We start from the raw sequence: 12,799 nt of genomic DNA, 5'->3' as shown, positions 1-12,799 counted from the left end.
GAGTGCCGTATGTCCCACCAGCAGCTCACGGCCAGCTCGATAACGGATCCGCAGCTGGACGACCTCCTCGCCGAACTGGGCCGCCTGCGCGCGGCCGTGGACTTGCACGCCCCCGCGCGTTCCGAGACCGACGGTCGCGTGCTGTGCCGAGCGTGCCGCGGCGAGACGTGGCCCTGCCCTACAGCCCGCGCCGCCGGCGGACCGGGCAGCGTGATTGCCCGGCAATCAGGGGCCGCCTCGGCGTCGCTGCCGACCGACGTGATTGCCCCGCAATCAGACTCGGAGGTGCCGTGACCACCGAAGTCTCCGCCGCCAGCGGGGCGGACCTGGCCCGGATTGCGCTGCGCCAGGCCAAGGAGGCCGCCCGGCGGAACGGCACGAAGGTGGCCAAGCCGAAGCGGACGGTTCGCCGCAGCCGCAGCGACGGCCGGGATCCCCTGCCGTTGAGTGGCGTCATGCAGCAGTGGCTCGTCGACAACGGCTGGCAGGAGGCCGCGAACGGCGGCAGCCTGATCAACCGCTGGCCGGAGATCGTGGGTGAGGAACGCGCCGCCCACTGGAAGGCGGTGAAGTTCGACGAGGCCACGAAGACGCTGACGGTGGTGTGCGAGTCGGACTCCTGGGCGCGGATGCTCTCGCTCGTGACCCGGCAGATCGTTGCGGACGTCAACCGTGCCCTGCAGTCCGGCACCCTGACCGCCATCAAGATCCGCAAGGGCGTGCACCGCGGCGCGTCCGATCCGGAGCCGGTGGCCGCGGCTTCTCCGGCCGCGCCGACCCGGACCCGTCCGCCGGGCGCCGCGCCGCCGGCCGCGTACACCGAGGTGCGGGACCGCCTGCGTGCGACGAAGGCTGACCGGGACGCCGCCGCCAAGCCGTACGAACGGCTCACCCCCCTCCGGATCCAGGCCGACCCCGAGGACCACGCCGAAGCCCGGTACCTGATGCAGGATCTCGCGGAGAAGGCGGCCCGGGAGGCCGACACTCATGCACGTGCCCTGCGGCGCGCTCGGCAGGAGCGCGCGGCCGGCCGCACAGCCACCCTCACGACCCCGCGCCGTACGACCGGCGCGGCCTGAGAGACAGGAGCAGCCCATGCAGAACCCGCCCTCCCCGCGGCCTCGTCGTGCATCGGTGATTGCCCGGCAATCACCGCCGGCCCGGATCGTGTACCCACGTCCGCCGATACCGCAGCAGGTCTTCCTCGAACCGGCTTACCTCGAGGTGCCGGACTTGACCCCGTCAGACCACGCAGATGCATATAACGAGGAAGAGACAGAAGAACTGCGCGAACCGGTCGCCGGGTGATTGCCACGCAATCACGAGTACTCCCCTGCCGACTCCGACGTGCGTGGCCTGTCGTGCACTACGGCTGCCCGGACTCGCGGCATACTGATCACCGACGAACCCGGCGCGGACCTTTGATTGCCCCGCAATCACACCGTCGGCTCCTCGTCCTTCTCCCCCCGCCGCACCCCTGCGGCCGGCTGCTGCGTACGCCCCCAGCACTCTGATTGCCCGCAATCAGTGCCACCCGTCTCTGCTGCCCCTGCAGCCCGATAGGCTCAGCGGCCGAGACCCACCATTTGCACCACCTACCGGAGACGCCCATGTCCGCTACTCCAGGTCTCGGGAACCGAGACCTCGAGGCCGAGCGCGCGGCTGCCCGTGCCCGCCTGCGAGGCCAGACACTCATCCCGCAGGGCGGCCCGCCGACGGCTCGACTCGAAGAGTTGATGCCCAGCCCTGAGAACAAGCGGGGCAAACTTCACAAGGTCGACGAGTTGGCGAACACGCTGAAGTCGGACGGGATGAACACGGCGATGACCGTGATCCCGCCCGACGTGTTCATCGCCAAGTACCCGCAGCACGCCGCCAAGGTTCAAGAAGCGGTCGCCAAGGGCGTCCGGTACGTCGTACACCACGGTCACCGCCGACTCGCGGCAGCCGCGAAGGCCGGGCTCAAGGACGTGCCGATCCTTGTCCGCCACGAGATCACCAGCCTCCGGATCGCCGCGATCCAGGAGAACCTCCAGCGGATGGGCCTGAACCCGATCGAGGAAGGCGACGAGTTCCGCGACGCGCTCGACAACGACCGCGACGAGAACGGCAAGCCCTTCACCCAGCGGTCCCTCGCGGCCCGCGTCGGCGCCTCCCAGACGTACATCGCGCACCGCGTCGCGCTCCTGCGGCTGATCCCGCCACTACGGGAAGCCGTCGTACGGCACTGGCTGAAGAAGCAGGGCGTCGAGCCGGAGACCGACGGGCTGCTGCTTCCCGTCAAGCCCGCGGCGACGATCTACGCCCCCCTGCGAGAGGAACTCCAGCAGGCTTTCGCCGAGGGCCGCCTCGCGGCCGAGGATGCCGCGGTCGTGTGCAAACTCCGCGAAGACCTCCAGACCGCGTTCCTCGAGGGCCGGCTCACCGTTGAGGAGGCGGAGGAGCTGGCGCAGCTGCCGCACAGCCAGCAGACGATGCCCGACCGTTCCAACGCCGAGAGCGAGCCGGAAACGTCTTCCGAAGGGCCCACCCGCAGTAGCGGAGATGGTGCCGGTGAGCAGAAGCCCGCGGTCCCGACACCGCGGGGGGAGAAGGCCACGGGCACCGACGGCCCGGGCAACGAGGACAACAGCGGGCCCAGCTCCAGTGACGCGGACAACGACGCGTCGTCTGGTAGCGACGCCAACGCCGGGACCGGCACAGGCGACACCGGCGAAGCGGAGCAGCAGCCGGCGGCCCAGACCGGATCGACGGGCGAGGGCAGTAACTCCTCGGCGAACGCAAGGTCGAACGAGAACGAGCATCAGGGCGAGGAGCAGCCGGGCACCGTGGCGACGACCACCCCGCGCGTGATCGAGATCCGCGGCAGCGAGGACCTCGACCAACTCGTCCTCACGCTGATCGAAACCCTCACCGACGAGGAGCGCGAGTACCTGCGCGAGCACCTCGTATAGCCCCCGCCGGAATCGCCTACGCCCCACCGTGTGAAAGCACGGTGGGGCGGCTGGTTTTTCACCCCACCCGCGCGGTACGGTGCGCGCAGCATCCCATGTGCCCACCGTGCCCGCCGCTCCACTCCCCCAGGCCGGCCTCGCGCACCAGCGTGATTGCGGTGCAATCACGTCGTGCTCCTTCACCGCCTCGCCGACCTGTAGGCGAACTCTCGCAGCGGTCACGGCCGGGAGCCTCCCTGCCGCTCACGCGCCCGCGCGCCGACGAGGGTGCCCCGTACCCCGTCGGACGACCCAGGCGCGTGATTGCCCGGCAATCACATCCCCGTGGAGAGACCCACCATGACCGTCAACCCTGACACCGTGCCGCACAGCCATGCCCTTGCAGAGCGCGCAGGCCACGAACCGGCCCGCGTGTACGCCGTCGTCAATCAGTCCGGCGGGGCTGGGAAGACCACCTCGGTCGTCAACATCGGTGCCTGCGCGGCCGAGTACGGATGGAAGACGCTGATCGTCGGCCTGGACGCGCAGTGCGACGCCTCCGTGCTCTGCGGGTACGAGCCGGACCTGATGCCCGGCCAGGCCACCCTGTACGACGTGCTACTCGGGGTCGCTGAGTTCGAGGACACGATCGTCCCGGCGCTTGCCGGCAAGTACGGCGAGAAGAAGACCAAGCCGATCGAGAATCTGTACGTGGCCCTTGAGTCTGCGAACCTGGAGGACGCCGAGCAGATCCTCGGCCCCAAGACCGGGCGCGAGTTCTGGCTCCGCGGCCTCCTCGAGCGCGTCCGCGACCAGTTCGACCTGATCCTGCTCGACTGCCCCGGCAACCTCGGCCTCCTGGTCGTCAACGCCATCTGCGCCTCCGACGAGGTCATCGGGGCGGTGAAGCCCGGATGGAAGGAACTCCGCGCCCTCACCCGCATCGAGCTGAAGATCGAGGAAATCCAGGGCGCCTTCCCCGGCGTGAAGGCGTTCCTGGGCAAGGTCTTGGTCGTCGACGCGCCGACCCACCGCGGGCAGGGAGCGGTGTACGACGACTCCAAGAAGTCGGTGGCGAGCGCCTACAGGGAGCAGATGCTGCCGATGGTGCGCCGCTCGCCTCGGATCCCAGAGGCGTACGCCGCCCAGAAGGCCCTGCGGTTCTTCGACCGAGCCGGCGAAGCCACCGAGGACTACTACAAGGTCACCAAGGCTCTCGGCTTCTCGCGACGCAAGCGCTGATTGCCCTGGAATCACACGAAGCCGTCCTGGGCAGCGACCGGCGGCTGATTGCCGGGCAATCACAGTCGGCCCGTTTTCTCGGCCGAAGCCCGTAGTTGATTGCCCGGCAATCACGGCCCGGGTGGTAGCCCGCTGGCCGCGGGGCGGACGGCTCTTGATCGATCAACCCTTGAGATCAGTGTTGGTTGGAACCAACGCGCGCTACACTCGCGGTGTCACCGGGGGGTGTGCGCACCTCCCTGGTGGGTCTCTGGCGCCCCTTCGCACGGTGCGGTGCGTGTTCTTTGTCGGCAACATCGGACGCGGCAGCTCACGTGCGGGGGGCGCCCCCACATGTGCCGGAAGTGTGAGAGTTCCCGAGGTTCGACATCACTTTGTCATCAAGTTGACCGGTTCCTCTGGCACATCCAGAAGGATCTTTGACACCCTGGCTCGGCACGGAGGCCACCGGCGGCCGACCGTGTGAACCCAAGTTGCCAGCCGGAAGAAGGTGGATGATGGGCCCCAGCCTGGCCGCGAGAGACGAACCCGGGGGAGAGCGCCCCATACGCTCCGTCTCCACGGAGGCCACCGTGATTCCCCTACGGCCGACTTCGGCCGCAGACGGGAACGGCAGCCTCACCGACCAGCAGGTGGCAGCCTGGTGGGAAAAGATGTACCGGCAGATGGGGCGTACGCTCACCGACGGCCCGACAGCAGACGCGCACCGTATCGCGTCGGCGGGCTTCGGCCTCCTGATTGACGGGGCCCGAGCCGCCGGGGTACTGACAGAGACGCAGGCGTCATACCTGTCCGGAATGGCGGTCGAGGCCGTGAGGGCCCCCGACTTCGTGCCAGGGACCGAGTGAGGTATGCAGCGGTCTGAGGTCTGGATTCCGTAACAGTGCAGGCCAGGACCGGTACCGGTACCGGTAATTCCTGTCCGAACGCATGTGCCCATGACATGATGGACGCTTAGATCGCTCTGAGATCAGCGTAGCCCTGCCCTGCCGCGCGTCCCTCTGCACGCCCCGGGGTCGGGGCGCTCCATGGGGGTGGGGAAACATGATCAGGTCATCGGCGGCGCAGGCAAACACGGGCGTGCAGGAGCCGGCGGACCTTCTCGACGAACTCGACAGCCCGGACTGGAAGCAAGCAGGATCGACTGCGGGGCCGCGTCTTGGGCGGTCGGCCACCCGGGTTCACAGTGCCGCGCCTGCCAACACCACTGTGCTGGACCACCTCGCCAACTGCGACGGTGAGATCGCGAACTTCATCGCCGCTGCTCGCAGTGCACCCGTTCCTGTGGCCGAGCCCGAGCAGCCCGGCCGCGCCGCCGCCTACGAGCGGGCCCGGGTGCAGGCCGAACACCTCGGGATGGACTGGCAGGCGTACCTGGCGGCGATGGAGTGGAGACACGCGGCCTCCTCTGCGCTGCTGATGGGTGACACCGACGTGATCCGCCGCGAGCCGTGCCCGGCTTGCCGCACGTGGGGGTTGATCTGGGTGACCACCCACAAGGCCGCCATGTGCGTCAACCGGTACTGCGCCGAACGAGGCCGGCCGCGGATGTGGACCCTGGCCCAGCTCGCCGCCGAGCGCGCCGGCCGGCGCCTTCAGCGAATCGCCAACTAGCACCCACCACCGATGCCTGCGCGGTGCGCCAACTCGGGGCACACCGCGGACCTGAAGATGGGTGATGCCATGTCCTCCCAGCCAGCAAACACGCCGCCCGACGACCTCGTCGACTTTTTCACTGCAGCCAAGTTCTTCCAGCCGACCGGCCATCCCATCTCGCATTCCACGCTGCGGCGTGAGGCGCAGACTGCCGGCGTGAAGATCTGGGTGCGGGGTCGACAGCACCTGGTCTCCCTCTCCGACATGCTCGTCCTGCACGGTGAACGCCAGGACGCCGACGGCTAGCACGTCGGCCAACGCCCTCTGCCCCGCCTGACGGGCTCGTTCGCTGCCTGGCTCCTTCGCCCCCTTCGGTTCCGGAGGGGGCTTCTTCATGCCCACCACCTCAAAACCCCTTGCTTACGTATTGGGTTTCGCGTAGTGTCTGGAGCGCCGACAGAGAACACCACCCGCTACGGATCGAGGATTCGATGGCCGCGATAGCCCCCGAGCGCACGCTCGCGAAGCTGCCCGCCCAGCGCCCCCTGGCCGACCTGAGCGACACGCAGAAGGACCTGCACTGGGCCTTGATGGAACTCCTCGGCTACGAGGGCGGCGCGGCCACCACCGACGGCGGCCTCACCGACCAGGCCGAGCGCCTGAAGATCGCCCGCCAGGCCGCCGAGAACGCCGGGATCACCCTCCCCGCCGGTGCCGAGATCGCCGAGTGCAACGTGTGCAACCTGATCTTCAACGCCGACCACGCGCACGAGATCGAGGGCTTCACCCTCTGCGGCGAGCACGCGCACGAGTGGGCGCTCGCCAACGACGAGAACTACGGCCGCCCCGACACCACCTGGGACTAGCCCCCGAACTCCGGCTCGGCCCTGCCCGGTCGAGCACCCCCCGGCTCCCGGGGGCCGAGCCGGACCCAGGCCGGGCGCGCGGAGGCACCACTCCCGCGCGCCCGGCCGACCCACCCCGCTCACCGTTCCGCCCACGATCGGCTGGAGAGCCCCGTGAACCACACCCCCAAGGTGCTGCGCGCCGCGGCCGACCTCATCAACAAGCACGGCCTGCACACCGGCGACCAGTTCGTCGGCCCCGACGGCGCCTTCGACGTGGTCGCCGCGATCTACCACGCCGCCGCGCTGATCCTGCCCGACGCCTTCCGGACGGACGAGGACACCGCGATCGCGCACATCAAGAACTGCCGCCGGGCGATGGACGCGATCCGCGCCGTCTACGACACGCTCGAGGCCGCCTACCCCGAGGTCCACGACGAGGACGACGTCATCGACACCGTCAGCGTCTGGGCCGCCGAGGGCGACAGGAGGCCGGACCAGCAGCCGCCCTCCACCAGCGAGGTCATCGGCCGCCTGCTGCGCGTCGCCGACAGCCTCGAGACGCAGGACACCACGCTCGCCGCCTGACCGGACGCCCGGGTCGGCGGCCGAGCGGCGGCCGACTCGGGCCCGGCGGACAGGAGACCCCGCCATGCTCACCGCCGCTCGCACCGCCCCCGCACCCGGCACCTGCCGGACCGTCATGTCGCTGTACCTGGCGCAGCTGGACCACACCCAGCCCGTCGACACGAAGACCGCGCTCCAGGCCGCGCGCCACACGGAGCTGCAGTGCGGCGCCCTGAACCGGCCGGTCGCCGCCGTGTACCTCGCCGACGCCACCGCGACCCTCCGCACCGACCCGGCCGCGCACCACGCCCGCCTCGCCTGGGCCCGCGCGCTGGCCGCCCAACTCACCGCCCGCACCTGAAGCCGACACAGGAGCCACGCATGAGCACCCCCATCTTCACCACCGCGTCCACCAACTCCGAGCCGCCCGCGTACTTCACGGGCCTGGAGGCCGGGCGCGCCGACGCCGCCACCGCCACGCCCGACATCACCGCCGTCCGCCTCGGCTGGATCGCCGAGCACGCGGACCCCCAGTACGCCGAGGGCTACCGCGACGGGCTCACCTTCGACCGCGACCTGGAGAAGCCCTTCCGTACGCGCACCGGCCGGGCCTGACACCCCGAGGAGAACCACGACATGTACCTGCGCATGCGCGCCCGCCTGCAGCGCCTCGCCGAGCTGCTGCTCCTGCCGAAGCCGAGCCAGCTCGGCCCGGTCCACGTCCTGCTGACCGAGGACACCGACTTCGACGCCGACACCCGCCTGGAGTGGGGCGGCTACGTCGGCCGGCTCCGCTTCGACGGCATCGTCCTCGAGGGCAGCGCCGACAACCTCGCCCGGCTCGCTCGCGAAGCGGCGATCGCCGCCGAGCTGGCCGCCGCCGCCGAGGTCCTGGACGCCGGCCGCCCCGGAACCCTCAGCACGAGCGGGGGAGAGGCATGAGCAGCACCATCTGCGTGCCCGCCCTCGACCCCGACAGCGACGAGCGCTACGAGGTCGACACCCGGCCCGGTGCGTACGGCATGTACGAGGGCGTCGTCACCGGCCCGCTCGGCACCATCACTGGCGACCCGTACGCGCTGCAGCAGCTCGCCCACGCGCTGCTGACCGCGGCGGCCAGCGCCGACTTCGCCACCGTCCTGCGCGTCGACAAGGAGGGGCCGCTGAACGCCCTCGAGGCCCCCACGCCCGACCTGTCCGAGCAGAGCACCGCCCAAGCTGCGGCCTATGAGGGATGGACCAACACCACCCTGGTGTGGGCGACCGCCGGGGACGCGATGGTCCCCGTCGAGCCCGGCGACTGGGTCGGCGACGACGACGGCACCGCCACGGCCGTGGTCGACGACTCCACCGACCTGCGCTTCGCCGACGGCCGGCTGCACGCCCGCAGCCGCTGCCGCCACGACCACATCCACCACCAGCCCGTTGAGCACCCCGACGACCTGACGGCCGTACGTCGCGCGGCCGAGATGTGCCCCGGAGACGAGGACCGCACCGTATGAGCGCCCAGCCCATCCCGACCTTCCCCGCCGAGCACGCGGAGTACCTCGCCGGGGTCCACGCCCGGCAGGCCGCCGCCACTGAGGGCGACTGGGGCGTCTACGACCAGGGCACCCTCGTCGAAGTCGTCGCCGGCCTGGAGGAGAACAGCACCGGGTACAACTGCCGTCGGCAGATCGCCCGCCTCGATGTGGACCCGATCGACACCATCCGTGAGCACGCCGACTGGGACGCGGAGCAGGACTACGAGCAGCTCCTCGCCGACGCCGAGTTCATGGCCAAGGCCCGCACCGACGTGCAGCGCCTGCTCGGCATCATCGCCACGTTGGCCGGCCGCCTGGAGCTGGTACGTGAGTTCCGGATCCCGGTGAAGAACCAGTTCGGCGGGTACGCCGAGCTGACCGTCGAGCGCGGCCCCGGCCCGTACGACGACCGGTGGGCCGTCACCGACGGCGCTACCACGGGCAAGCGGGTCTGGCGCGACGGGACCTGGTACTACATCGGCGACATCGGTCCCCGCTTCGCCTATCAGCACACCATGGAGGCCGCGCTCGAAATCGGTGAGAAGGCTGCGGCCCTCGAGGGCGCGCGCGTGGACGCCGAGATCAAGCAGCTGCAGGGCCAGCAGAAGCTCCACCGGACCGCAGGCGGTGCTCGGTGACCGCCGCGGCCAGCGACCACTGGGTGCGCTTCGACCCGGCTGGCTGCGCGCAGAGCAGCTCCTACGTGGACGAGGCCGGCCCGCTGGCCGAGGACGCGTACAGGCGCTTCGTCCCGAGGGTCGCCGACCGGCGCCGGGAAGCGGCCGAGGGCTGGACGCTGCAGCGGCTGACCAAACAGGAATGGCGCGAGCGCGCGCTGCCCTGCTTCGCCGGCACCTGCGGCCACCAGGCCGCCGACCGGACGGTGGGGGAGGTCCGCGGGCTGACGGTCAAGCAGCCGTACGCCTGGGCCCTGCTGAATGGCAAGCCCGTGGAGAATCGCACCTGGCCGGCCCCGCCCGCGCTGATCGGCACCACGGTGCTGCTCCACGCGGGCAAGGAACTGCACCGCGAGGGCCTGCGCGATGAACGGGTGCTGTCCCTGCCCGGCCTGCCCGCCCGCAACGACCTCGTCACCGGCGCGGTTGTCGCCGTCGGACGGCTGACCGGATGCCACTTCGAGACGGACGGCTGCTGCGCCCCGTGGGGCGACCGGGAGGTCTTCCACTGGGAGCTCACCGACTGGCGAGCCCTCGACGAGCCGGTGCCGTGCAACGGTGCGCTCGGCCTGTGGCGGCCTCCAGCGGAGCTGGACGTCGCCTCCCTGATCCGTACGACGCCCAAGGAGGCCGCGAGTGTCCGCGCGTAGCGACATCGAGTGGACGGACCGGACCTGGTCGCCCGTCATCGGCTGCACGCGCGTGTCGCCGGGCTGCGACGGCTGCTACGCGATCCGCACCGCCAACATCCGGGCCAAGAACCCCAACGCGAAGGTGGCCGCGGCGTTCGCCGGCACCACCCACACGACCGGGGACCGGCTGGACTGGACCGGCCAGGTCAACCTCCTGGAGCAGCGCCTCACCGACCCGCTGCGCTGGCGCAGCCCGCTCAAGGTGTTTGTGAACTCCCAGAGCGACCTGTTCCACGAGCAGGTGCCCGACGAGTTCATCGCCCGCGTCTTCGCGGTGATGGCGTTGACGCCCCGGCACACCTACCAGGTGCTCACCAAGCGCCACGGCCGGATGCGGTCGCTCCTGAACAGTCCCGCCTTCCGCACCCTGTGCGAAAAGGCCGAGGCCGCCCTCGTCGCCGACGAGACGACACCCGGCCTGGCCCGGTACGAGCGGGAGCAGTACCAGACGCGGTGGTGGAGCAGCTTCGCCGAGCCGCTGGCGAACCTCTGGCTCGGCGTCTCGGTGGAGGACCAGAAGACCGCGGACATGCGCATCCCCGCTCTGCTGGAGACCCGCGCCGCGGTGCGATGGATCAGCGCCGAGCCGCTCCTCGGCCCGATCGACCTCGCCGGGCCGCTCCATCCGCTCGGCGGGCGCAGGCGGCTGACGTACTGGCTGACCGGCCGCCCCGGCCTCGGGGCCTCGCAGAAGACCGGCCCCGGGCCCGAGATGCACCCGCTCGTCACCGGGCCCCGGCTCGACTGGGTCGTTGCCGGCGGCGAGTCCGGACCGGGCGCCCGCCCGGCCCACCCCGACTGGTTCCGCACCCTGCGCGACCAGTGCGCAGCCAGCGGCGTGCCCTTCCTGTTCAAGCAGTGGGGGCAATGGGGCCTGGACGCCCCGCGCGACCGCGACGGCCGCATCGTGCGCGGCCCCCGCGGCCTGGGCGTGAGCCTGGCCATCGACGGCACGGTCTACCAGCCCGGCGACCTCGCCTACCCGGACGGGCCTCGCTACGGCGACGCCGTCCGCGCCGGGCACGACAAGGCCCGCCTGACGCAGGTCTACAGGGTCGGCAAGAAGGCCGCCGGCCGCCTGCTCGACGGCCGTACCCACGACGAGTACCCCGCGCCCCGACCGGCGCGCAGCTGGACGGAGACCTGATGACGCTCACCCTCGTGGAGAACCCGGCCGTGCCCACCTGGCGCATCGAACTGCCCATCGGCCTGGAGCTCATGAACTCCAACCACCGGCCGACCATCCCGCAGCGGGCTCGTCTTACCAAGGCCCTGCGCACGGCCGGCCGTGCCGCCGCCCTCAAGGCCAAGGTGCCTCGCCTGGAGCGCGCGTACGTCACCTGCTACCTGCGGCCGACCACCCGCGGTCGACGCGATCCCGGCAACTGGTACCCGAGCGCGAAGGCCGTCCTCGACGGCGTCGTCGACGCCGGGGTGCTCGCCGACGACGACTCCACCCGCGTACTCGGCCCCGACATGCGGTTGGGCGAAGTCATCAAGCCCGGCCCGCAACTCGTCCTGGTGCTCACGGACCTTACCCAGATGGCCGCCGACCACCTCACCCTTCTCGACCCCCTGGGAGCAGCAGCATGACCACCGCCGTCCTCACCCGCCCCCCATCCGCGGCCGAGGGCAGCCCGAACACGGGGACCTTCAGCCGGTCCCCAGCCGTGCGCGCTGCCCGCGCTCGCTGGGCAGCGCGGCGCCGCCGCCTGATTGCCTACGGCCAGTGGGACCCGTTCATGCCGGCCGAGCCGGTTCGCGCCCACCTGCGCGTCCTGGCCGAACTCGGGATGCCCCGCAGTGGGGTCGAGAAGGCGCTCGGTCTGCGGCAGGAGGCACTGCGGCACGCCACCAGCGGTACGTGGGGCTGGGGGGTGGGCGAGAAGATAACGAGGGAGATCGGCGAGGCTGTGCTGGCCTTCTGGCCCACGCTGGAAGACTTCCCCGACACCGCCAGCATCGACGCCACCGGCACGAGGCGCCGGGTGGAGGCGTTGGCGACGGTCGGATGGACCCGCGCCGAGCTTGCCCGCCGAGCAGGACGGTCCGTTGATGCGTTCCGCAACAAGCTGGCCCACGCACGCATCTCCGCGGGGATGGCGAAAGACGTGGCCCGCCTGTACGACGAACTGTGGGACCAGCGCCCCGAGGACCACGGAGTCGAACCCTGGGAAGCCCAGCGGTGCCGGACGAAGGCGCAAGCCGCCGGATTTCGGGGGCCGTTGGCATGGGACGACGACCTCTTGGACAACCCGCAGGCAGTCGCGCAGACGGACGCGCAGGTGTCCCTCCTGGACCAAGGGGAGAACCTCGCGGCGCGCTTCCTGATGGGCGAGTCGGTCATCCTCGACTCGGCCTCCCGCACGGAGGTGCTGGTGCACCTCATGGAGTGGACGGACCTGACCGTCGAACAGGTCGCCGAGCGCCTCGAGATGACGCCTGCCGCGGTGTCCCGGAAGTGGGAGCGCGTCAAGGCCGAGGCCCGCGCGGACGGGCGGAAGGCTCCGTGGCGCCGGGTGTACGTCGCGCAGCGGGAACTCCTGAAGGACGCGGCTGGCGCTGCCGCCTGACGGGCAGTGCCCGGAACACCTTCTGACCAGGGCGGTCTCCATGCGGAGGCCGCCCTCTCGCATGCCTGAAACCCTCTCGGATCTGTTGCTTACGTATTGGGTTTCGCGTAGTGTCTGGGGTGCCGACAAAGACACGCGAAACACCCAAGGA

The 12,799-nt window shown here is 70.8% G+C and carries 17 protein-coding genes; all 17 read left to right on the top strand.

The features are described 5' to 3' along the window. Positions 1 to 9 precede the first annotated feature (9 nt). The 17 genes from AC07FJ_RS31440 (at position 10) to AC07FJ_RS31360 (ending at position 12,648) form a co-directional block, all read left to right on the top strand. Positions 10 to 294, top strand: coding sequence for a hypothetical protein (locus tag AC07FJ_RS31440; protein ID WP_479052597.1), 285 nt, complete (start codon positions 10 to 12; stop codon positions 292 to 294). Then, a complete protein-coding gene (locus AC07FJ_RS31435; RefSeq protein ID WP_479052596.1) occupies positions 291 to 1,079 on the top strand; it encodes a DciA family protein in 789 nt (262 codons plus the stop codon). Before AC07FJ_RS31440 ends, AC07FJ_RS31435 begins: the two co-directional genes overlap by 4 nt. 657 nt (positions 1,080 to 1,736) lie before the next feature. After that, complete coding sequence (locus tag AC07FJ_RS31430; RefSeq protein WP_479052595.1) at positions 1,737 to 2,954, top strand: ParB/RepB/Spo0J family partition protein; 1,218 nt, start codon at positions 1,737 to 1,739, stop codon at positions 2,952 to 2,954. 339 nt (positions 2,955 to 3,293) lie between these two features. Then, positions 3,294 to 4,175, top strand: a complete 882-nt coding sequence (locus AC07FJ_RS31425; RefSeq protein ID WP_479052594.1) for a ParA family protein — start codon at positions 3,294 to 3,296, stop codon at positions 4,173 to 4,175. A 1,044-nt stretch (positions 4,176 to 5,219) separates the two neighbouring features. Further along, positions 5,220 to 5,789: a hypothetical protein gene (locus AC07FJ_RS31420; protein WP_479052593.1), complete on the top strand. Its 570-nt coding sequence runs from the start codon at positions 5,220 to 5,222 to the stop codon at positions 5,787 to 5,789. A gap of 69 nt (positions 5,790 to 5,858) precedes the next feature. Then, positions 5,859 to 6,077, top strand: a complete 219-nt coding sequence (locus AC07FJ_RS31415; RefSeq protein WP_479052592.1) for a hypothetical protein — start codon at positions 5,859 to 5,861, stop codon at positions 6,075 to 6,077. A 185-nt stretch (positions 6,078 to 6,262) separates the two neighbouring features. Further along, on the top strand, positions 6,263 to 6,637 hold the full coding sequence (locus tag AC07FJ_RS31410; protein WP_479052591.1) for a hypothetical protein: 375 nt from the start codon (positions 6,263 to 6,265) through the stop codon (positions 6,635 to 6,637). Between the two features lie 153 nt (positions 6,638 to 6,790). Further along, positions 6,791 to 7,204, top strand: coding sequence for a DUF6197 family protein (locus AC07FJ_RS31405; RefSeq protein WP_479052590.1), 414 nt, complete (start codon positions 6,791 to 6,793; stop codon positions 7,202 to 7,204). 64 nt (positions 7,205 to 7,268) lie between these two features. Then, the gene (locus AC07FJ_RS31400) at positions 7,269 to 7,544 is read left to right on the top strand and encodes a hypothetical protein (protein ID WP_479052589.1); all 276 of its coding nucleotides are present in this window, start codon (positions 7,269 to 7,271) and stop codon (positions 7,542 to 7,544) included. 20 nt (positions 7,545 to 7,564) lie between these two features. Further along, positions 7,565 to 7,798 (top strand): hypothetical protein, encoded by a 234-nt coding sequence (locus AC07FJ_RS31395; RefSeq protein WP_479052588.1) that lies wholly within the window; start codon positions 7,565 to 7,567, stop codon positions 7,796 to 7,798. 21 nt (positions 7,799 to 7,819) lie between these two features. Then, positions 7,820 to 8,125: a hypothetical protein gene (locus tag AC07FJ_RS31390; RefSeq protein WP_479052587.1), complete on the top strand. Its 306-nt coding sequence runs from the start codon at positions 7,820 to 7,822 to the stop codon at positions 8,123 to 8,125. Then, positions 8,122 to 8,685, top strand: coding sequence for a hypothetical protein (locus AC07FJ_RS31385; RefSeq protein ID WP_479052586.1), 564 nt, complete (start codon positions 8,122 to 8,124; stop codon positions 8,683 to 8,685). Before AC07FJ_RS31390 ends, AC07FJ_RS31385 begins: the two co-directional genes overlap by 4 nt. After that, a complete protein-coding gene (locus tag AC07FJ_RS31380) occupies positions 8,682 to 9,344 on the top strand; it encodes a hypothetical protein (protein ID WP_479052585.1) in 663 nt (220 codons plus the stop codon). The genes AC07FJ_RS31385 and AC07FJ_RS31380 overlap by 4 nt, the downstream gene beginning before the upstream one ends. Next, positions 9,341 to 10,033 carry an ASCH domain-containing protein gene (locus tag AC07FJ_RS31375; RefSeq protein ID WP_479052584.1) on the top strand — a complete coding sequence of 231 codons (693 nt, stop codon included), beginning with the start codon at positions 9,341 to 9,343 and terminating at the stop codon, positions 10,031 to 10,033. Before AC07FJ_RS31380 ends, AC07FJ_RS31375 begins: the two co-directional genes overlap by 4 nt. Continuing rightward, positions 10,020 to 11,222, top strand: a complete 1,203-nt coding sequence (locus tag AC07FJ_RS31370; RefSeq protein WP_479052583.1) for a DUF5131 family protein — start codon at positions 10,020 to 10,022, stop codon at positions 11,220 to 11,222. The genes AC07FJ_RS31375 and AC07FJ_RS31370 overlap by 14 nt, the downstream gene beginning before the upstream one ends. Continuing rightward, positions 11,222 to 11,668, top strand: a complete 447-nt coding sequence (locus AC07FJ_RS31365; protein WP_479052582.1) for a RusA family crossover junction endodeoxyribonuclease — start codon at positions 11,222 to 11,224, stop codon at positions 11,666 to 11,668. The genes AC07FJ_RS31370 and AC07FJ_RS31365 overlap by 1 nt, the downstream gene beginning before the upstream one ends. Further along, positions 11,665 to 12,648, top strand: a complete 984-nt coding sequence (locus tag AC07FJ_RS31360; protein WP_479052581.1) for a hypothetical protein — start codon at positions 11,665 to 11,667, stop codon at positions 12,646 to 12,648. The genes AC07FJ_RS31365 and AC07FJ_RS31360 overlap by 4 nt, the downstream gene beginning before the upstream one ends. Positions 12,649 to 12,799 lie beyond the last annotated feature (151 nt).

The sequence above is a fragment of the Streptomyces sp. NPDC045998 genome (assembly GCF_056430285.1).
The sequence above is the reverse complement of the archived record's forward strand: the minus strand, read 5'-3'. Positions and strand labels throughout refer to the sequence as shown.

Excerpts from the sequence above, each read along its gene's own strand:
- AC07FJ_RS31420 (WP_479052593.1), top strand. The coding sequence starts at position 5,220 with ATGATCAGGTCATCGGCGGCGCAGGCAAACACGGGCGTGCAGGAGCCG.
- AC07FJ_RS31380 (WP_479052585.1), top strand. The coding sequence starts at position 8,682 with ATGAGCGCCCAGCCCATCCCGACCTTCCCCGCCGAGCACGCGGAGTAC.
- AC07FJ_RS31425 (WP_479052594.1), top strand. The coding sequence starts at position 3,294 with ATGACCGTCAACCCTGACACCGTGCCGCACAGCCATGCCCTTGCAGAG.
- AC07FJ_RS31390 (WP_479052587.1), top strand. The coding sequence starts at position 7,820 with ATGTACCTGCGCATGCGCGCCCGCCTGCAGCGCCTCGCCGAGCTGCTG.
- AC07FJ_RS31440 (WP_479052597.1), top strand. The coding sequence starts at position 10 with ATGTCCCACCAGCAGCTCACGGCCAGCTCGATAACGGATCCGCAGCTG.
- AC07FJ_RS31360 (WP_479052581.1), top strand. The coding sequence starts at position 11,665 with ATGACCACCGCCGTCCTCACCCGCCCCCCATCCGCGGCCGAGGGCAGC.
- AC07FJ_RS31410 (WP_479052591.1), top strand. The coding sequence starts at position 6,263 with ATGGCCGCGATAGCCCCCGAGCGCACGCTCGCGAAGCTGCCCGCCCAG.
- AC07FJ_RS31415 (WP_479052592.1), top strand. The coding sequence starts at position 5,859 with ATGTCCTCCCAGCCAGCAAACACGCCGCCCGACGACCTCGTCGACTTT.
- AC07FJ_RS31430 (WP_479052595.1), top strand. The coding sequence starts at position 1,737 with ATGCCCAGCCCTGAGAACAAGCGGGGCAAACTTCACAAGGTCGACGAG.
- AC07FJ_RS31395 (WP_479052588.1), top strand. The coding sequence starts at position 7,565 with ATGAGCACCCCCATCTTCACCACCGCGTCCACCAACTCCGAGCCGCCC.
- AC07FJ_RS31385 (WP_479052586.1), top strand. The coding sequence starts at position 8,122 with ATGAGCAGCACCATCTGCGTGCCCGCCCTCGACCCCGACAGCGACGAG.
- AC07FJ_RS31365 (WP_479052582.1), top strand. The coding sequence starts at position 11,222 with ATGACGCTCACCCTCGTGGAGAACCCGGCCGTGCCCACCTGGCGCATC.
- AC07FJ_RS31400 (WP_479052589.1), top strand. The coding sequence starts at position 7,269 with ATGCTCACCGCCGCTCGCACCGCCCCCGCACCCGGCACCTGCCGGACC.